The organism is Mesobacillus maritimus (assembly GCF_019749255.1).
Lineage (GTDB): Bacteria > Bacillota > Bacilli > Bacillales > Cytobacillaceae > Mesobacillus_B > Mesobacillus_B maritimus_A.
Window position 1 is genome coordinate 41,456 of the sequence record NZ_JACWFH010000036.1, and the last position, 18,464, is coordinate 59,919.

Sequence of the window (18,464 nt, forward strand, 5' to 3'; positions counted from 1 at the left end):
TTTATTTTTGTTAATCATCTACATGTGGGTGCAATTCTTGAAGGAATTGTAAAGATTTGCAAAAATCAAGCGCTCATAGTTGACCTAATCACCAGTATCCTTAGACTCCTGCGATCTCTTAGCATTGAATCTGGATACCTGTGAAGAGAAAATAGAACACTAACAATGGGTGTATACCATGTCGGCCGCATGACCAGCGGTTTCGTGCCTCTTCAAAGCCTTGGAAATAATTCATTTCAAAAACAGAGTGAGAGAAAATTTCTCACTCTGTTTTAATATTTTTGCATACCTTAATGGTCACTTTTACTTGAAGGGAGTTTACGAGAGGCAAATGCAATGAGTCCACCAACTGCAATAAATACAATGTCGACAACGATTTCTACCCCTTGAAACACGTCAATATAATTTACTAAGAACCAACTCTTTGCGCCATTAGTCAGATGATTGAGTAAACCGCCTACTCCTTGAATAAGGAAAAGAAGACTAAGTCCACTGATTATTTTTTTCATATGAACACCTCTTTACTATTTATTAATTGAATTCATCCCTCTTATTGTTGTTCTTTGATGGATAAATGAAAGTAAACGTTTTTGGTAGGATCTTATTGTTTAACGAAGCTTATGAAAATTAGAACGGCACCAAAAAGGAAGCAATTGTTAATTCAAATTCTGATAATTGTTCTAACTGCTTCAATAGTGAATTTCTTTCATGTAACAACAGGACTTAATATATCAATAAAAGCAAAGAAGCAAATGTTTAGGGTTATGGATATATCTAGGGATGTTGAAGGTTTCATTGCTTCAAAGTTCCAATCAAATATATAGTACCCCCCCTTTAATGTTGTGGTATTATTTATAAAATACAATGTGCTAAAAAAATAATAACACATTGTGCTAAATAAATAATAACACACTGTGTTAAAAAAGGTAGTGATTTTTTATTTATGCCTAAAATTGTTAATCATGAGCAAAAACGAAAGTCAATAGCTGAGGCAGCTTGGAATATTATAAAGCAAGAGGGGGTTGAAAAAGCATCGATAAGACGAGTTGCAACTGAAGCAGGGATGTCTGCAGGTGCATTAAGACATTATTTCTCAACTCAGGACGAAATGTTATTGTTTATCATGAATTACTACTTAGAGGAAGGTAAAAAACGTTCTCAAAATAAAGAGTGGTCAGAAAACCCATTACAGGCAGTAGAGGAAGTATTATTAGAGCTTGTACCAATTGATGAAGAAAAGAAAATTGAAACAAGTGTTTGGTGGATCTTTGCACTCCGTTCACTTACAAGTAATTCATTAAAAGAAAAAATAAAAGAATTGACGAACGGTACATATGAGTTAGCTAATTCAATGATAGAGATATTAGTTCTAAAAGGGATTCTATCCGATTCAATTAATGTGGGATTAGAAACGAGTAGATTATCGGTATTGATTGAAGGATTGTCGATTCATGCTTTATTGAGACCTGATGTGTACACTCCGGAAAAGGTGAAGGAAGTCATCCATTTTCATTTAGAAACACTCTGCAATGAAAATTAATTAAGTAGTCGGTTCACGTTTAATTATTTGTAATTGGGGACATTGTAAAAGTAATTGCTCCGTAGGGCATGGATACTATTCAGCCGGAAATTAAATAAGGATGAAATTCACAAAAATGGTAATCGCCCTTCTTCTTTTAACTATAAGGTGCGACTTTTCCAATGAGAACAGTCGCTCATTATTCTATCGGAAAGGTCTTGAAGAAGCATCCTTAAAGCTTCTCCCCCTGTTATGAATGTAATGGTTTTAATTTTCCCAAGGGCCAATAGTATTTATCCTCTAGTAGGAAGGCTTTTTCATGATTTCAGTGACCTGGGCTCCGCTCTAATGGTTATTACAAAGAACGAATAGTTGAAAACGAACGAAAAAAGAAGCATTCCTAATGAAAGAAATGCCTTACTTGCTAATAACATTTAGCTTCTTTTCCAATATATATTGAAATCCATACAAGAAAAGAGCCTTATAATAAAAATACAAAAAGAATTGAAAGTGGTTAATTTTTACTAATTCATATATTTTTAATTTAGATAAGATCCTGGATATAGGGAATGTAAAGATCAATCCACCCAACCCATTTAACACCATAAACTTCTTGAAATTTCCAAAACCCCATTTGAGTGAGCTTATAGCCAACAATACCATGGGACCTATAAGAAAAGGAATTTCGTTTTTTATCGAGGAGTTAGGGTTATTATAAAAAATCCACCATTTCCTCTTTTTCCCAATCTGAAGGTCTAGACTACATAATAGTATTGCGAGGATGGTGGCGGGCAAATACCTCTTAATCGATTTTGCTCCAAACATGGGAAGTGCAAGCCACGAAATAATGATCATGAATATGTTTAACACATTTGGTTTTTCCACAACATATGAATACCCCTTAAAAACAAATTGTTATCTTATTTTCTCTCTTATTTAAGAAGATATTCTGAGACCCAATCGATTTTCCCCTACAGAAGCAATGAGCAAAATTTTTACAATTGATTCTTTTAAAGTTCTTACGTTATGACGAAGACGAAAAAGATGCTTAAAAAAATGACAGTGGCTCTAAACGAATCCATCAAGGTGTTCCAGTACTACTTACAGCACAAATCAAAATAATATTATAGTACTTGTTCTGATTTAGAAGTAATGAATCGTTGCTTATTTCGCTAACTCGCTTTCAATCGTTTGAAGAACCGGAATCTTTGTTTAACGATTTGCATTAGAAGGGGGGGATTCGCACATAATTTAGGGAGAACATGCGCTGATTGCAAACTTGCTAAGGAGATATTGGAGAGCACTGATTAAATTGACTTGTAAAAAATCTCTTTCTTTAGGGGATTCCACAGACAGAGTACCAACAGTTAGATAGCCTTTTTGTAATTAATGACGGTCAAATTTTTGTTTCAGGCGTAAAAAAGAGCCACTTCCAATAAAAAAGCGACTGTACTCATTAAACACTAAGGCTCCCTTTAGTAGAAACAGAGGACTTATTCATCTCTGTCCTTCTTCCACAACAAACAATCTTCGCAAGAAAAGAATACTGATTTAAAAAAAATGGTACAACCTTTCAGTAGCGGTAGCCTTACTCGTTCGGATAAAGCTTCTGATAGTGTTCGACTGTTTGTTTAATTAAAACCTTTAAAACGTCGATATCGATGTCCGCTAATTTATTCACATAAATACATGCCTTACTCTTCGTGTGTTTCCCAAAGTTTTCTAATAATTTTTCTCTTTCTTCGCTTTCATAGGTTAAATAGAGACTAATCTTTGCCTTTCTAGGTGAAAAAGCTACTAATGGCGCATCGCCTTCACGTCCTGATGCATATGTATAGTGATAGCTGCCGAAGCCTATAATACTAGGCCCCCACATTTTTGGATCGTAACCCGTTACCTCTTTGAAAATGTCTATTAACTGATAGGCATCTGCCTTCTTCTTCTCACTTTCCACATTTTCAATAAATTCAATGACACTCGCGTCGGTTTCTCTCATCACCGGTTCTTTCATATCGCTCCACTCCTATGATCTGAATCTATTCTTGGTTCCATTATTGGCATTCTTTTTACATTCTAGAATACAACGTCAATGTCCTGCAAATAAGGGAAACTAGCGAAATCAGCTTGCATGCATAGAATATTCACATCGATCAAGCTATACAGAATAGCGGAAAAGCCTGACTGTATGGATACCCAAAGAATGCACTTTTTCATGTTTTATGACATTTCTTTGAAAGTTGCCCATAAAATCCACAATTCGGTAATAAATAGGTTTTTTGTGTAAAAATCACCCCAATAATGACATTTTGATTCCCTAAAACCACTTTTTAAGTATGGATTTCAATCCCCTCATACGACAAAACCGCTTAAATTATGATCATTTTCGACAAAGGGGTAACCATTATACAAATATATTAAAGGAAGTCAATGTTTTAGGACTAAAGTCCTTGTTTTTACGAGGAATCACAAGGTGATTGCTATCTTAAAATAATATGAATGCATAACATGAGCGGATATAATGATGGAGGGTGATCGATTATGAGGATAAAAAATGCTGTACCACTTTTTAGTCAATTTGGAAATCAGACCTTTTTGACACAAATGGACTATCCTTTATTTAAAACGCTTTATGAGATTGATGTAGAAATTTGTCGAGAAATTGATCAAGCGAGGTTGATGTATGAGAGAGACCGCTTTTTAGATCTTTTAAAGAATAATAGACCCATTTTGTTAGCTCCTTTTCTCTTATCTGCTCGTGGGAATGTAATCATCCACGAGGAAAGCTGGGAGCTGCGGGCAGAGAACAAACTGTTTCTCCTAGGTGGACAGGAAAAGCTACTTGGTCTGGAATCTGCGTTTGAGTATTTAAAGAACGATAAGGAATATGCTGAGCAGCAGAAGAAGCCGCGTGTTGTGAAAAAAATAGAGCATATGATGGAAAGAGTGAACCAGTTATCGATTTCAATGCAAGTATACCTAGAGTTGTCGCTAGAAGAAGAAAGGAAATGCTACTGTGATATCAATTTCCAAAGAAGAGAGCTTCATCCAGGGATCCTGATGCAGTACGATCAGCGAAATGAATATACAGTTCTTACCCGAAAGGTGGCTGGTAATTTGGAGGACACCATCGAAATTGACCAGAAACTAGCACGAGTAAGAGATCAAAGCTCGGCACTTACCTCGCTTTCCATCATGCATAAGTGCGCATTGGCTATGTGGGAGGGCGACCTAGCTGGAAAAGAAATCAAGATGAAGAACAGGCAGGTTTCCATCAAAATGCAAGAAAGGCTAACAGAGAAGTTTTATAAAGGGTGGTTGGACTTATTTCCAAGACATGCCTGTAACAGGCAGAAATATGTAACAGGCTTAGCTGGCATACAAATTGCTCTAGCCTACACCGTATTCTTATTAACAAAAGACCATCATCTATCCTATGAAAATGCCATTCAAAAACTACAAACCCTTACATTATCTTGTACATGGAAGCATGATGACCCTCTCTTTCATCATCTCTATGACCAAACAACAGGACGAATTAAACATCATCATAAAAGAAATTCAATTCAAGAGACCGCACGTAGGATGATCACGAGAATATCAGAGGAGGTGCAATAAATGAGAAGTCGTCATCAACCATTGACGATGAAACAAGACATCTTTTACCTATCAATAAATGAATTAATCCACATGGTCGAAGGAGGAAGGATTAAACTCAAAGAAACCAGTCAGCCACATGTGAAATCCATTAAAGACTATATTCTAAGGAACCTAGAAACCAAACATATGCTGCTTGCCCCATTAGTAGGTCATCAGGAAAATGGAAGTCTTCGATGTAATGGCGATATTACAATAATTGACGGATCTCACCGGTTAAAAGCATATGTGCAACTAAAACAGCTTGCGTTAAGGACCATACATAAGAAGGAAGAGCATGATAGGCGAGAAGCGTTCCGAATACTTGAACTATTCGAAAAGACTATGTTGCCGATTCAAATATTTGAAGGGCTTACAAACGAAGAACAGCACCAACTCTATCTAGACCTCAATTTTTGGGGAAGAAGGTACCTAATGGAAAGCGGCAAAGTGAAGAGGGCATGAAAAACCCCTCGGGCAGCAGTCTGACCAGACAAAGCTTAAAGGTTTGATGACAAGTTGGGTATACCAACTTTAGGTTGGTATACTCTTTTTCTATTAAAATGCAAAGGCATTCAAAGGGAAAAAGGAGTGATAAATTGTTATGGAAAAACAACCACGCTATATCGTCAATCAAGACACCGTTCTATTAATGAGGGAATATGATTCTTACGGAAAACAATGTACAAGAGTGATAGAAGGCAAGGATTGGATTTTCGTCGATCAAACGCCATTACAAGTACTCGCTGAAAGTATGAACTATTATGGCACGAATTTCAAAGGAGCGATTGAAGGCGCAAGATCCATCCTTGGAAAGGTTCATATGTGCCCGATTATGGTGAGCCAAGTTCAGGATATTTGCTTATTCCCACATAAGTCAGCAGGTCATCCAGAATGTATTTGGTTTAACCATCAACATGTTCTTAACACACAACCATTAGGGCGGCACACCTTGGTGGAGTTGAGCAATGGTCACAGCATTAAGGTCGAAGCAAGGCTCAGTGCGTTTAATTCAAAGAAACAGAAAGCAGGAGATTTGCGCCGCATTCTGTTTGAACGCACACATACGACTCAAATTTTATATGTGGAACCGAAACTAGAATACATTCGCGATCAGAAAACAGGCAAATTGCGTCTGCACAACCATCTTTAATAGAAAAAAACCTAAAGGCTGAACGGGGGATGATCAACTCTCCCGTATAAATCCTGCTAGTGAAGAATCAATGGTCGGCTTCTTGAAGTGCATTAATGTTCATGAATAGAAAAAATGATCATTGGACCCTGTCCTTTTTACCGAAAGCTCTCTATATAAAAAGTGAAGAAATACATATGGAAATGGTGGCGAGAACATGTGTGGTTGGGTGAAATTGAATCGAGATGTGATTGAGGTAGATCTATGGAAGGAAGTGGTTCCATTTCGACTGTATCTGTTGTTGTTGACGCAAGCAACGAGGGAGGACGGAAGGATGGTAAGCGGCATTCCTTTAAAACGTGGTCAGTACATAAGGGCCTATTCTAAGTTAGTCGAGGATCTTGGCTACCGGGAAGGAAGAGGCGAGAAACAATATTCGAAAAGTACCATTAAGCGGTCGGTGGACAAACTCGTGAAAAAAGGACTCATCACCGCAGTAGAAACGAATATGGGGACGTTATTTACCGTATTACGTTCAGAAGAAATCCACGCAAAAGGATTTGTTGATTTTTTTTGCCCTTCTTTTCGCGGAACGACGACAGAACCAACTGAAAACGTAGGTGATACGAATCAGGAACCAAATCAAGAAAGGGAGAAGAAAGAGGAGAAGGTAGAGAAAGAGAAAGAGAAAGAGAAAGAGAATGATCAGCACAACCATTCCGAGGAAACCTTGACGAAGCCCGGACTACCTCAAGACACGAGAACAACGGCAATCACAGAGCGCTTTATTCAGCTTCGTAATCGAGGGTCCGCACTGTTGTCAGCGAAAGACATGAATGCTGCAGAAAATATTGCAAGGTTCGAGGTTCCCCTAGAGAAGGTATTGACTTGGATGGAGGAGATTCATTTGTACTACGTGAAAAAGAATGGCCCTGAACAAAGCATCTCCAGCTTGGCTTATTATGAGTCCGCACTTAAATCGCGCCTGGCAAATGCTGAAACAAAACCAAAGAAGCCGGAAAAAGAAACCCTTCAGGACCGATTTAAACGGCTTGATAAACAAGGGATCCTTGGGTAAAGGAGGCAGAGGTAGTGGAAAAGAATGAAGTCTTTCAAATCTTAGCGAAGATCGAATCGGTGTACCCGCAATTTAAAATCACCGATGATACGGTGGTCATGTGGTTTGAGGTTACAAAAGGGATGGATTATCAGCTTGTGATGCAAAGATTGACCGCTCATATAGTGAAAAATCCGTTTCCACCTGTGCTGGCAGAAATTGCAGCATTTAAGCAAAATGAAAATCAATATCTTCAGAAATCAATCCAATGGGAACAAGAAGGGAGAGAGCGGATTGAACGAGATCAGCAACTATCTAGAAGAAAACCAAGTCCCGACTGGCTTTTCCAATCCATACTACGTTGACCAAACGGAAGCAGAAAATATGGTTCTTGGAGCTGTGTTTCTAGAACCAGCAAGCATCAATGAATTAATCCTTGAACCTCACCACTTCTCACAAAAAAGGAATCAGTTGATCTTTCAAGCGATGACCGAGCTTCGGCAAGAATCACAGGGGATTGATGTCGTCACCATGGTTCATAAATTGATCGGCCACATGGAAGAGATTGGCGGTACATCTTATCTAACTACCTTAGCGGTTAGTTGCCCGACCGCGGTTCATCTAGAAGAATATCAGCGAATTGTCCTCGACCACTATAAGCTTCGTGAATGTAAACGAGCCGCAGCAAATTTTTTAAGCAGGGGAACAATGGAAGAGGCAGAGGGTTTCTATCAGACCTTTATCAAGATGCAGGAAATTGGGTTGATACAAAGTGAAACAAGACAGGCTCATATGATGACGGTTTTTGATGAAATATTTGAGGAGAAAAATCATGGGGTTGGTACGGGTTTTCAATCGCTTAATCGAATGACAAATGGCTGGAATAAGACAGACTTGATTATTTTAGCGGCACGACCCTCAATGGGGAAAACAGCATTTGCCCTGCAGCTTGCGATGAATTGTTGTCAAGAAGGTGGCGTTGTTGACGTCTTTTCCCTAGAGATGCCGAAATTACAACTCGCGAAACGAATCTTAAGCAACATCACTAGAATTGACGGGGGAAAATGGAAAGATCCATATAAGTTCTTTACCGAGGAAGACCAAGAGAATGCTGTAAAAGCTCTTGGTGTCTACAATCAATGGAATCTCAACCTCCATGACAACCCTCGAAGAACCGTCGCCGACATCAGAGCGCAAATCCAGAAAACACGACGGGAATTTCCGCATGATGATTATCTCGTTGTGATTGATTATCTTCAGCTGATTACAATCACTGGGAAACATGAACGGTATGACCTCGCCGTTAAAAGCGTGACGAGTGAGTTAAAACAGATTGCTTACCAATACGAAGTTCCAATTATTCTCCTTTCCCAACTCTCTAGAGGAGTGGAACAAAGAATGGACAAGCGCCCGAAAATGTCTGACCTCCGCGACTCCGGCAGCATCGAACAAGACGCCGATTTAATCATGTTGCTATACCGAGACGAATACTACAACAAAGACAATGACGAAAACAAAATCATTGAAGTCGATATCGCGAAACAACGAAACGGGGCAGTTGGGGTTGTGAAGCTGATGTTTGAGAAGGAGTTTGGGAGGTTTGTGGATGTGAGTGGGTGAAGACTGATCGATTTCAGAAGGGACATATTCTCAGAGAGTGACCTGTAAAGAGGGTGTAGGAGTAGGTTCTTGCTCCGTTAATATCGGCAGAATTTAAGGTAGATATGCTAGTTGGTCCTTTACTTGTAATGAGGCTCGAGGTCATTGGATAGTAAACATACTTGGCTAACGAAATATTTATTAGAGATTAATAGTTTCGGAATAAAAGTGAAAATATTGAAAACTGTCTTTAAGGAGAATAAAGCTGGAGGATAGTTTTATTTTATGCGTTGATAAAATGAATAGAAAAAGGAATAGGCAAGGTAACACCAGGGTCTATAATGTGTTAAAAGTGATAGATAAACAAAACAGACGTCATGACAACGACAATAAAGGAAAATGGTTACAAACGGGGAAGTATGAAATAAGGTAGTAGATTTCTATATAGAAAGAAGGATTGTATGAGGATTATAGGAATTGATTTATCTGGTCCAAGCAACCACAAGGATACGGTCGTAATGGTATTTGAGGAACATGAGGGGCAATTGAGGTATGTCAAATGTGGGAGTCCTATGAGTGATGAAGAAATTTTAAAAGAGGTTTTTGCACAATCCCAAATAGATGAGGTCGTAATTGGCATCGACGCTCCTTTGTCTTATGAAGATGGAGGAGGTGACAGGGTATCCGATCGTGAATTGAGAAAGTTCATTGTTGAAAAAGGGATGAAATCTGGTTCGATTATGCCTCCTACATTCAATAGAATGGTTTATTTAACCTTGAGAGGGATCAAACTCAGCAGAGAAATCACAACAATAGATTCGGAGCATCCAATCTCGATTGTCGAAGTTCATCCTGGTGCAGTCATTGGCTCAAGATTACCCCCACAGGAATTGGACTATGTTTTAGCCTATAAAAAAGAAAAAGAATTGGAAGCGAGGAAAGCTCTTCTAAAATGGCTAGAGCAACAACACCTTATAGGAATTCCAGAAAAGGCAGCTGAACAAAGCCATTCGATTGATGCCTGTGCAGCGGCATTAGGTGCATGGCATTGGAAGAACCCTGCGTTCACGCCAAAGTGGAGATTCCCTGCTAAACTACCTTTACATCCTTTTGATTATTGTTGCTAATACTGACTTACTCAACGGGCCAATCCGTATGTGTTCTCACAGGTTATAGCTATTCTGTCATTTAACCATAAAAAATAATCCACCTTTGAGTTAGCGGCTTAGGTGGATTACTCTGCTATAGCCGACCCTTTTGGGGACCGTCTATTGTTGGACTGAACATGTTCCTGCATGTTCAGTCCTTTTTATTTTATGTTGAACCTAATCTTAATAAGGAATAACCGGTTAAGCGAACTCCTATTGGAAAGATCAATTAACAATAAAGCGTAAAAATCGAAGAATCCGTAATTAGGAACTAGAACTCATTAATCTATTTATTGAAACATATCATTACATATGTAAAACAACTTCAAGTATAAGAGTTTTAGCATATTGGAATTGAAAGTTACAAGAATGGTATATCTCTTTTCTTCAGAATAGGAGGGCAAAGAGAGAAGGTACTTATGACCAAATTGTCAGTGCTGATGATCAGGTTCCTAGAGGAATGAGTAGGGAAATTGTGTAGATTACCAAGGCTAGGAAAAATGATTAAGAACACCCTGTAGGATAAGAGGTTTGTAAATAAAGTTGGAGAATAATATGTTTAGAAATGAATAGATTTACAATATTTAGAAAAAATAATGGGAGACTTTGCCGATGACAAAAGTGAAAAAATTAACTGTGAGACAAAAGCAAGCTTTAAAAACAAGAAAAGCCCTATTGGAAAGTGCGTTAAAACTATTCAGAGAGAAAGATTTTGATGATGTTACAGTTGAAGAAATTACAAAGGGAGCAGGAACATCTAAAGGTTCTTTTTATACTTATTTTAAATCAAAGGATGCTGTGATTTTAGAACAGTACAAAGAGATTGATGAGTATTATAAGATTGTTTATGAGAACTTACCTAAGAATCTATCTGCTTCTGAACAAATTCGTGTTCTGCTATCAGAAGGAATTAACCTCTTTCTCAAATTCGGTTATGAATTTGTCACGATTGTTGCCAAAAATCAATTAGCAACAAAAGCACTTCCACATATATTTAGTGGCGATCGGGTCCTTAATCGGTTAATTCTAAAAATTGTAACCGAAGGTCAACTGAGGGAAGAAATTAGGAAGGACTTGTCCGAAATGGAAATAACGGATATGATTTTATGTTATTATCGAGGCTTGTACATTGAATGGTGTTATTTTAATGGTGAATTCGATATTTTAAACAAAGGCAATCAATATTTGAATTTATTTATCGATGATGTATTGAAACAGAAAGTGAACCAATGAGGTTATCTACTATAAACGTATTTTTTTACCACTCAATCTACCATCTCTTATTCCTTTTTCGTAAAAAGGAAGGAACTGAGAGATCGTGGGTGAGTGGTATTTTTGTGCCTACTAATAAAGCGTACGAAAAATAAAAAAGATAACTTTAGAGAAAAAATTTAAAAAGTTTTGATATTTTCGTTTTGTGTTCATATACTCTTATTAACTCTGGTCAATGACCACGTTTAATCAAACCATAGGTGATTATTCCTATAAATAGGGGGCAAAGATGAATCTTATCATTCCTAAAGAGAACTATGTTCAAAAGGGGTATTGGAGAAATAAAAACATCTTTACATACTTAGAAGAAGCGTATCGCAGCAATCCCCAAAGAACGGCTGTTGATGATGGATCCGTTTCTTATTCGTATGAAGAGCTGTATAAAAAGACGATTCAACTGGCAAGTTATTTAAAATCCATAGGAATAAAAAAAGGAGATGTGATCTCATTTCAGGTTCCAAATTGGTCAGAAACCTTGGTCATTCACTTTGCTTCAGCCTTTCTTGGTGCCGTTTGTAACCCAATCATCCCCATCTATCGAAAGAAAGAAGTAAAATATATCCTAAAGCAATCCAAAACAAAAGTTTTTTTTATGCCTTATAAATTCAGAAAATTCAATTATCTAGAGATGGTGAGAGAGTTAAAAGAGGATTTAGATGAACTAGAAAAAATCATCATCTTAGATAAATATGATAATCAGCCAGCCATTCATTCAGAAAGCGAAGGATTCTTTGATGAATCCCTTCAGCACCCTTTCAATCCTGACCTCAACCCTGAAAAAGTCACCGAAACAGACCCATTCCTACTGATGTATACATCTGGGACAACATCGAACCCAAAGGGAGTTGTCCATACACACAATACATTGATCCACGAAAATCATACGGTTATTTCTTTATATCAGCTAACAGATCAAGAAGTAATTTTTATGCCATCGCCTGTAACGCATATAGCAGGATTTGTGAACGGGCTTGAGCTACCAATTATGATTAACGGAAAACTCATTTTACAAGATGTATGGGAACCGGAAGAAGCTGTTCAAAAGGTGATCAAGGAAAATTGTACGTTTTTGCTAGGAGCTACCCCGTTTCTTCAAGGAATTTACGATGTCATTAAAGAGACAAAACAGGATATCCCATTAAAAATCATCCTTTGTGGTGGAGCCGATGTGCCTCCCGAGCTAGTTAAAAGAAGCAGTAAATTACTAAACTGTTTCGTTTCACGTGTGTACGGCTCAACCGAATACCCTACGTTTACCTTATGTGGGCCAGAAGATTCTTTAGAAAAAACAGCTCATACAGATGGAAAGCCTTTAGAAGGATCAGAAGCTCTGATTCTAGATGACAATATGAATCCTTTGTCTGTAAATCAAGTTGGGGAATTAGCCGTTAAGGGACCTGAGATGTTTTTAGGGTATCTACAATCCGAATTTAACAAAGCATCTTTTTATGGAGATTATTTCCTAACTGGAGATTTAGCGTCAATAGATGAGGATGGTTACATTACCATCATCGGTAGGAAAAAGGACATCATCATTCGTGGCGGGGAAAACATATCCGTAAAAGAAGTCGAAGAATTGCTTTATGAACATGAACACATCCAACAAGTAGCTGTTGTGGCGATGCCAGATCCCAAGATGGGAGAGAAGGCATGTGCCTATGTAAAGGTAGAAGATCAAAAAGACATCGACTTACCAGGGATGAAAGAATATTTACTAGACAAAGGTCTGGCCATTCAAAAGATTCCAGAACGTCTTGAAATTATCGACCAAATGCCGATGACAACGAGTGGGAAAATACAGAAATTTGTCTTAAGAGAAGAGATTAAGAGAAAGATAGAAAGTGAACAAAAAGACTGGGAGGAAAAGGGATGAAAGGACTAGTTAAACAAGGAAATATCTTACAGTTAATGGATGTAAACGAACCAGTTTGCCAGGATGATAGGGTAAAAGTAGAGGTCAAATATACTGGGATCTGTGGAACAGATTTGCATATTTACCATAATGAGTTTGAAGTGACAGATTCGATTATCATCGGACATGAAATGTCTGGAGAAGTAGTGGAAGTAGGAAAAAATATCAAAAACCTGACTATCGGTGATCGAGTGACAGTTCTCCCTTCTAATTATTATACATGCCAGGATTGTGAATTCTGTGAAAAAGGCCTTTATACGCTTTGTCGTGTAAGAAAAGGAATGGGGCTGCATGTAAACGGGGGGTTTACGCAATACGTTGTGGTGCGGGAGGATATGTGCTACAAAATTCCCAATCATATCACATATGAAGTTGCCGCCATGTCGGAACCGCTAGCCGTTGTGACACAACCGATTGAAGAGTTAGCTGACATTACGAGAGAAGATGTAGTTTTAGTAACAGGCCCAGGCCCTATTGGCTTATTGGCCACCTATGTTCTAGTCAATAAAGGATGCAAAGTACTGGTAGCAGGAACTTCTAGCGACACGGAACGTTTAAAAATAGCAAAAGAAATCGGGTGTACTAGAACAATTGATGTGCTAACCGAAGATTTAAAAGCCATTGTTAAAGAAGAAACAAACGGCATTGGTGTAAATGTTGTTGTTGAATGCTCAGGTAGTAATCAGGCGATAAAAAGTGGCATCAATGTCTTGAAAAACACAGGTACCTTCTTACAGGTTGGAGTGATTGGTAAAGATATTCAAATCGATTTTGATTCGGTTCTTTATAAACAATTGAATGTGAAGGGATCCATAGGACACGGAATATCTACCTGGGATAAGGTTATCCAAATACTAGAAAATTCAAAAGGTGATCTAGAAAAAATTATCACTCATCGTTTTCCTTTAAGTCGATGGGAAGAGGCCTTTAAAGTATGCGAAGCCAGAAAAGGCGCAAAAGTATTGATTTACAATGATTATATTTAAATGGAAAATCAGCACAGTCTGAGAGGTCATTTTTATATAGAAACGGTACAGCACTATGTAGCTGAATATCAGTCATATTTGTGGATTTAAAACGAACGGATATTATCATCCTAGAATTCTAACACAAGAAAGATAGAGTTAGTTAGAGGAGGGAAAAGATGGATTTAGGAATAACCGGGAAAATTGCACTCGTTACGGGAGCAGGTGGGGGAATCGGAAGCAGTATTGCTAAATATCTAAATGAAAATGGAGCGTTTGTGTATTTGATCGACATAAATGAGTCAGGGTTACAAGATGCTCTTAGTACCCTATCTCACCAGAATCTAGCGAAAACGATTTGTTTAAATATAGCCCATTATTCTGAAGTGAAAAATGCCATTGATCAGATCGTTTCCGATCATGGGACTCCGGAAATTCTTGTGAATGCTGCAGGTGTAGCTGGATTAAATACACCTATTTTCGAATTAAAAGAAGAGGAATTTAATCGAATCATGAGTGTGAATTTAAATGGAACCTTTAATATGATTCGTCATGTCTCTGCCCATATGGCGGAATTAGGTCGAGGGAAAATTGTCAATATTGCCTCCATGGCAGGTGTAGCAGGTTCGAATTTATTTCAATCGCATTATGCGGCTTCAAAAGGCGGAGTCATTTCGCTAACTCGGTCCGCTGCTAAAGAGTTAGGACCGAAAGGAATTCATGTGAATGGAATTGCACCTGGAGTGATTGAAACACAGATGATTGCGGAAATGAAAGAAGAGGCAAGAGAAGATTATATGAAAAAGATTCCTCTTCAAAGAATAGGCTATCCGGATGATGTCGGAAAAGTAGCATTATTTTTATCATCCGATTTAAGTGTGTACATGACCGGTCAGATTATCAATGTGGATGGCGGAATCATAATGGCCTAATGAATGCTGAAATGAAAGGGGTTACAAAAAATTGGACATGAAGGAATTCAAGCTAAATTACTATGAAAAGCTTTATTTAGCCAGACACTTTGAGGATGAGTTGATGAAGTTATTTGCGGATAACAAAGTAGTGGGGTGGATTCACTCTAATAAAGGGCATGAAGTCATCGGAGTCTCACTGGCACTAGCGATGAAATCACATGATTATATCGTTCCCCATCACCGTGATCGACCAGCTTACTTGGCGAAAGGCTTAAGTGCAAAATCATTACTAGCAGAAATTATGGGGAAAACAACCGGCTGCTGTGGTGGGATAGGGGGCGAACTCCACATCATGGATGTCGAGACGAGGATTTATGGTCCAACGGGAGTCCTGGGAAGCAATTTGCCGATTGCCTTAGGGATTGCTTACGCAAATAAACTAGCAGGAAACGATCATGTGGTTGTTTGTAATTTTGGAGAAGGCGGAAGCAACCGAGGATCCTTTCATGAAGTCTTAAACATGGCTGCATTATGGTCGCTCCCAATTGTATTTGTTTGTGAGAATAATAAGTTTGTAGAGTTTACTCCGATGCAGAAGCATATGAACATTGAAGATGTTGCTAGAAGAGCGTCTGGATATGATATTGAAGGAATTATCGCCGACGCTTTTAATCCTATGGAGACTTATGAAACGTTCAAATATGCGATTGAAAAAGCAAGAAGAGGCGACGGTCCAACTCTAGTAGAGGCCAAAACCTATCGATTGGACGGACATTATGAAGGCGATCCGATGAAATATCGAGATGAAGAAGAAAAAAAGTATTGGTTGGAAAGAGATCCGATCATAGGTTTCAAAGCTAGTTTATTAAATGAGTCGATTGCAAATGAATCTGAACTGGAATCTCTAGAAGCCTCGGTCCACCAGGTATTAAAAGAAGCAGTCGAATTTGCGCTTAAATCAGAGCCACTAAAAGTCTCTGATACGTTCAAAAATGTTTATGCCTAATACCGAAGATAGGAAAGGAAGAACTTCATGACAAAAATAAATTTTCGATGGGCCATTACTCATGCGCTTGATGAAGAATTAGCCCGAGATGACAAAGTATTTTTAGTAGGCCAGGATGTCGGAGAATCTGGGGGTGTTTTCGGCTTAACACGTGGTCTTTATGAGAAATATGGGGGCTGGAGAGTGAAGGACACCCCAATTAGTGAAGAGGGAATCACGGGGCTGGCGGTTGGAGCTGGAATGATTGGGCATCGTCCTGTTGTTGAAATTATGTATATGGACTTTATTTCGCTAGCCATCGAACAATTAGCGAACCAAGCAGCAAAAACGTTCTATGTTTCCGGTGGAAAAATAAAGGTTCCAATGGTTGTTCGAACGTTAGCTGGCGGTGGGTTCAAAGCAGGGATTCATCATTCTCAAAGTTTAGAAAGCTGGTTCACTCATATCCCGGGTTTAAAAGTGGTTTATCCATCCACACCATATGACGTGAAGGGATTATTAAAATCCTCCATCCGAGATGATAACCCGGTTGTGTTTATTGAACATAAAGGGTTATTCAGCTTAAAAGGAGAGGTCCCTGATGAGGAGTACACGATCCCTCTAGGAAAAGCAGATATCAAGAGGGAAGGTTCCGATGTGACCATCATTTCATACGGAAAATCTGTGCATCAGTCTTTAGAAGCGGCAGAAGCATTGGCAGAAGAAGGAATTTGCGCGGAAGTAATCGACCTAAGAACCTTAGTTCCTTTAGATAAAGAAACCATTTTAAAATCGGTTGAAAAAACAAATCGAGCCATGGTTGTTTATGAAGCAACAAAAGAAAGCGGATTTGGAGCCGAGGTGTCGAGTATTATTTCAGAGGAATTAATTTATGACCTCGACGCACCGGTCAGACGGATTGCTGGAGCATTTACACCGATTCCCTTGGGAGATGCGGAAGATGCACACTTTCCGACCGTGGAAGAAATCATCAAAGTTGCAAAAGAAATGTGTTACTAGAGGTGGTGAGAACGATGGTGTCAGAACTTAAAATCCCTAAAATCGGTGTTGAAATGCAAAGTGCTGTGATTGATGAATGGGACATCGATGATGGAAGTCAAGTAGAAAAAGGGGAGATCCTCCTTAAAATACAAACCGAGAAAGTGACTTATGAAATAGAGTCTCCCGATACTGGATATGTCAAAATCCTTGGCAAAGAGGGGGACGAATATGATGTCGGTTCGGTCGTTGCTGTTATTGCCGAAAGTCAAGAACAACTAGAACGTTATCAACAACCAAATAATGGGGTTCCTCAAGAGAAAAATCAGGAAAGATATCATGAGGAAAATCATTCAATAGAACAGGAAAATACACTGTCCAAATTAGAACAAGAAATAAGAAAGAAGAATAGGAAAGTAAAGGCTACACCACTGGCAAAAAAAATCGCCAAAGGAATGGGCATCGACCTTACCACTCTATCAGGCACGGGACCAGGGGGAGCCATTATAAAACGGGATGTTTTCAAAGCACAAGAAAACGCCAGTACAACTAAGCAAGAAGAAAGTGGCACGGCAGCTCTACAAACCCATAGTGAAACAGAACTAGATAAACTAGTGGCAAAAAGGTCTCCATTAAAAGGGATACGCAAAACCATCGCAACACACATGATGGCAAGTCTGCAAACAAGTGCGCAGCTTACGGACATAAATGAAATTGAAGTTAGCAAACTAGTGAAATTCAGGAAAGAATTAAATGAAGACTTAGCCTCGCATTTAGGGTTTACAATCTCGTTTAACCATTTATTTATAAAAGCTGTTTCGATTATTTTAAAAGAGCTTCCGATTATGAACTCGAGCATTATCGAAGAGGAAGTCGTTCAGTGGAAGTCAGTCAATCTTGGTTTTGCCTTATCGGTAGAAGGTGGATTAGTTGTACCAGTTATTAAAAATGTCGATCAATTATCTTTAAATGAAATTGCGACCAAATTCAATGATTTAGTAGCACGCGGAAAAGCTGGAATCCTAACCGCTGATGACCTTTCAGGTGGAACGTTCACAATCACAAATATAGGGAGCTATGGAGGGTACATTTCTACTCCTATTATCAATCAACCTCAAGTGGCAATCTTGGGATTGGGTCAAATAAAAGAAAAGCCAATTGTGAATGAGAACAGAGAAATAACAGTCGGTGACTTAATTGGGTATAGTTTAACCTTTGACCACCGTTTGATTGACGGTGCAACTGCTGGTGAGTTTCAAAACAAATTTGCTCATATTATGAGGAATCCAAAATTGCTACTTGTTAAATAGAGGATTGTGAAAGGAGATT

At 38.5% G+C, this 18,464-nt stretch carries 17 protein-coding genes; 15 read left to right on the forward strand and 2 right to left on the reverse strand.

Features of this window, described 5'->3' with window-relative positions; all coding sequences use genetic code 11:
* Positions 1-290: 290 nt before the first annotated feature.
* Positions 291-509: a hypothetical protein gene (locus H0185_RS21925; protein WP_221875637.1), complete on the reverse strand. Its 219-nt coding sequence runs from the start codon at positions 507-509 to the stop codon at positions 291-293.
* Positions 510-943: 434 nt separating this feature from the next.
* Here H0185_RS21925 and H0185_RS21930 point away from each other — a divergent pair, with 434 nt between their 5' ends.
* The gene (locus H0185_RS21930; RefSeq protein WP_221875638.1) at positions 944-1,540 is read left to right on the forward strand and encodes a TetR/AcrR family transcriptional regulator; all 597 of its coding nucleotides are present in this window, start codon (positions 944-946) and stop codon (positions 1,538-1,540) included.
* A gap of 1,567 nt (positions 1,541-3,107) precedes the next feature.
* On the opposite strand, the gene H0185_RS21935 is transcribed toward H0185_RS21930, so the two are convergent.
* Complete coding sequence (locus H0185_RS21935) at positions 3,108-3,530, reverse strand: DUF1801 domain-containing protein (protein WP_221875639.1); 423 nt, start codon at positions 3,528-3,530, stop codon at positions 3,108-3,110.
* A gap of 527 nt (positions 3,531-4,057) precedes the next feature.
* On the opposite strand from H0185_RS21935, the gene H0185_RS21940 reads away from it, so the two are divergent.
* From H0185_RS21940 to H0185_RS22000, 14 genes are all read left to right on the forward strand, one after another.
* Entirely contained in the window at positions 4,058-5,134 is a 1,077-nt protein-coding gene (locus tag H0185_RS21940; RefSeq protein ID WP_221875640.1) for a ParB N-terminal domain-containing protein, read from the forward strand.
* Complete coding sequence (locus H0185_RS21945) at positions 5,135-5,617, forward strand: ParB N-terminal domain-containing protein (protein ID WP_221875641.1); 483 nt, start codon at positions 5,135-5,137, stop codon at positions 5,615-5,617. It abuts the gene before it with no gap.
* Positions 5,618-5,756: 139 nt separating this feature from the next.
* Positions 5,757-6,305 carry a competence protein ComK gene (locus H0185_RS21950; RefSeq protein WP_221875642.1) on the forward strand — a complete coding sequence of 183 codons (549 nt, stop codon included), beginning with the start codon at positions 5,757-5,759 and terminating at the stop codon, positions 6,303-6,305.
* 196 nt (positions 6,306-6,501) lie between these two features.
* The gene (locus H0185_RS21955) at positions 6,502-7,362 is read left to right on the forward strand and encodes a hypothetical protein (protein ID WP_221875643.1); all 861 of its coding nucleotides are present in this window, start codon (positions 6,502-6,504) and stop codon (positions 7,360-7,362) included.
* Between the two features lie 14 nt (positions 7,363-7,376).
* The gene (locus tag H0185_RS24130; RefSeq protein WP_343223197.1) at positions 7,377-7,706 is read left to right on the forward strand and encodes a replicative helicase loader/inhibitor; all 330 of its coding nucleotides are present in this window, start codon (positions 7,377-7,379) and stop codon (positions 7,704-7,706) included.
* Positions 7,636-8,961, forward strand: coding sequence for a replicative DNA helicase (gene dnaB, locus H0185_RS21960; RefSeq protein ID WP_246629358.1), 1,326 nt, complete (start codon positions 7,636-7,638; stop codon positions 8,959-8,961). The genes H0185_RS24130 and dnaB overlap by 71 nt, the downstream gene beginning before the upstream one ends.
* A gap of 440 nt (positions 8,962-9,401) precedes the next feature.
* Positions 9,402-10,067 carry a DUF429 domain-containing protein gene (locus tag H0185_RS21965; protein WP_221875645.1) on the forward strand — a complete coding sequence of 222 codons (666 nt, stop codon included), beginning with the start codon at positions 9,402-9,404 and terminating at the stop codon, positions 10,065-10,067.
* A 633-nt stretch (positions 10,068-10,700) separates the two neighbouring features.
* Positions 10,701-11,321 (forward strand): TetR/AcrR family transcriptional regulator, encoded by a 621-nt coding sequence (locus tag H0185_RS21970; protein ID WP_221875646.1) that lies wholly within the window; start codon positions 10,701-10,703, stop codon positions 11,319-11,321.
* A gap of 268 nt (positions 11,322-11,589) precedes the next feature.
* Positions 11,590-13,233 carry an AMP-binding protein gene (locus H0185_RS21975; RefSeq protein WP_221875647.1) on the forward strand — a complete coding sequence of 548 codons (1,644 nt, stop codon included), beginning with the start codon at positions 11,590-11,592 and terminating at the stop codon, positions 13,231-13,233.
* On the forward strand, positions 13,230-14,258 hold the full coding sequence (locus tag H0185_RS21980) for a zinc-dependent alcohol dehydrogenase (protein WP_221875648.1): 1,029 nt from the start codon (positions 13,230-13,232) through the stop codon (positions 14,256-14,258). The genes H0185_RS21975 and H0185_RS21980 overlap by 4 nt, the downstream gene beginning before the upstream one ends.
* A 158-nt stretch (positions 14,259-14,416) precedes the next feature.
* The gene (locus tag H0185_RS21985) at positions 14,417-15,169 is read left to right on the forward strand and encodes an SDR family NAD(P)-dependent oxidoreductase (protein WP_221875649.1); all 753 of its coding nucleotides are present in this window, start codon (positions 14,417-14,419) and stop codon (positions 15,167-15,169) included.
* A gap of 37 nt (positions 15,170-15,206) precedes the next feature.
* A complete protein-coding gene (locus tag H0185_RS21990; protein ID WP_246629371.1) occupies positions 15,207-16,157 on the forward strand; it encodes a thiamine pyrophosphate-dependent dehydrogenase E1 component subunit alpha in 951 nt (316 codons plus the stop codon).
* A 27-nt stretch (positions 16,158-16,184) separates the two neighbouring features.
* Entirely contained in the window at positions 16,185-17,156 is a 972-nt protein-coding gene (locus H0185_RS21995) for an alpha-ketoacid dehydrogenase subunit beta (protein ID WP_221875651.1), read from the forward strand.
* Between the two features lie 14 nt (positions 17,157-17,170).
* Positions 17,171-18,445, forward strand: coding sequence for a dihydrolipoamide acetyltransferase family protein (locus H0185_RS22000; protein WP_221875652.1), 1,275 nt, complete (start codon positions 17,171-17,173; stop codon positions 18,443-18,445).
* Positions 18,446-18,464 lie beyond the last annotated feature (19 nt).

What these genes read in the sequence shown, in the direction of transcription:
- H0185_RS21950 (WP_221875642.1), top strand. Translation starts at nt 5,757, where the DNA reads ATGGAAAAACAACCACGCTATATCGTCAATCAAGACACCGTTCTATTA.
- H0185_RS21985 (WP_221875649.1), top strand. Translation starts at nt 14,417, where the DNA reads ATGGATTTAGGAATAACCGGGAAAATTGCACTCGTTACGGGAGCAGGT.
- H0185_RS22000 (WP_221875652.1), top strand. Translation starts at nt 17,171, where the DNA reads ATGGTGTCAGAACTTAAAATCCCTAAAATCGGTGTTGAAATGCAAAGT.
- H0185_RS21925 (WP_221875637.1), bottom strand. Translation starts at nt 509, where the DNA reads ATGAAAAAAATAATCAGTGGACTTAGTCTTCTTTTCCTTATTCAAGGA.
- H0185_RS21975 (WP_221875647.1), top strand. Translation starts at nt 11,590, where the DNA reads ATGAATCTTATCATTCCTAAAGAGAACTATGTTCAAAAGGGGTATTGG.
- H0185_RS21955 (WP_221875643.1), top strand. Translation starts at nt 6,502, where the DNA reads ATGTGTGGTTGGGTGAAATTGAATCGAGATGTGATTGAGGTAGATCTA.
- H0185_RS21930 (WP_221875638.1), top strand. Translation starts at nt 944, where the DNA reads ATGCCTAAAATTGTTAATCATGAGCAAAAACGAAAGTCAATAGCTGAG.
- H0185_RS21995 (WP_221875651.1), top strand. Translation starts at nt 16,185, where the DNA reads ATGACAAAAATAAATTTTCGATGGGCCATTACTCATGCGCTTGATGAA.
- H0185_RS21965 (WP_221875645.1), top strand. Translation starts at nt 9,402, where the DNA reads ATGAGGATTATAGGAATTGATTTATCTGGTCCAAGCAACCACAAGGAT.
- H0185_RS21970 (WP_221875646.1), top strand. Translation starts at nt 10,701, where the DNA reads ATGACAAAAGTGAAAAAATTAACTGTGAGACAAAAGCAAGCTTTAAAA.
- H0185_RS21945 (WP_221875641.1), top strand. Translation starts at nt 5,135, where the DNA reads ATGAGAAGTCGTCATCAACCATTGACGATGAAACAAGACATCTTTTAC.
- H0185_RS21990 (WP_246629371.1), top strand. Translation starts at nt 15,207, where the DNA reads ATGAAGGAATTCAAGCTAAATTACTATGAAAAGCTTTATTTAGCCAGA.
- H0185_RS21980 (WP_221875648.1), top strand. Translation starts at nt 13,230, where the DNA reads ATGAAAGGACTAGTTAAACAAGGAAATATCTTACAGTTAATGGATGTA.
- H0185_RS21940 (WP_221875640.1), top strand. Translation starts at nt 4,058, where the DNA reads ATGAGGATAAAAAATGCTGTACCACTTTTTAGTCAATTTGGAAATCAG.
- H0185_RS21935 (WP_221875639.1), bottom strand. Translation starts at nt 3,530, where the DNA reads ATGAAAGAACCGGTGATGAGAGAAACCGACGCGAGTGTCATTGAATTT.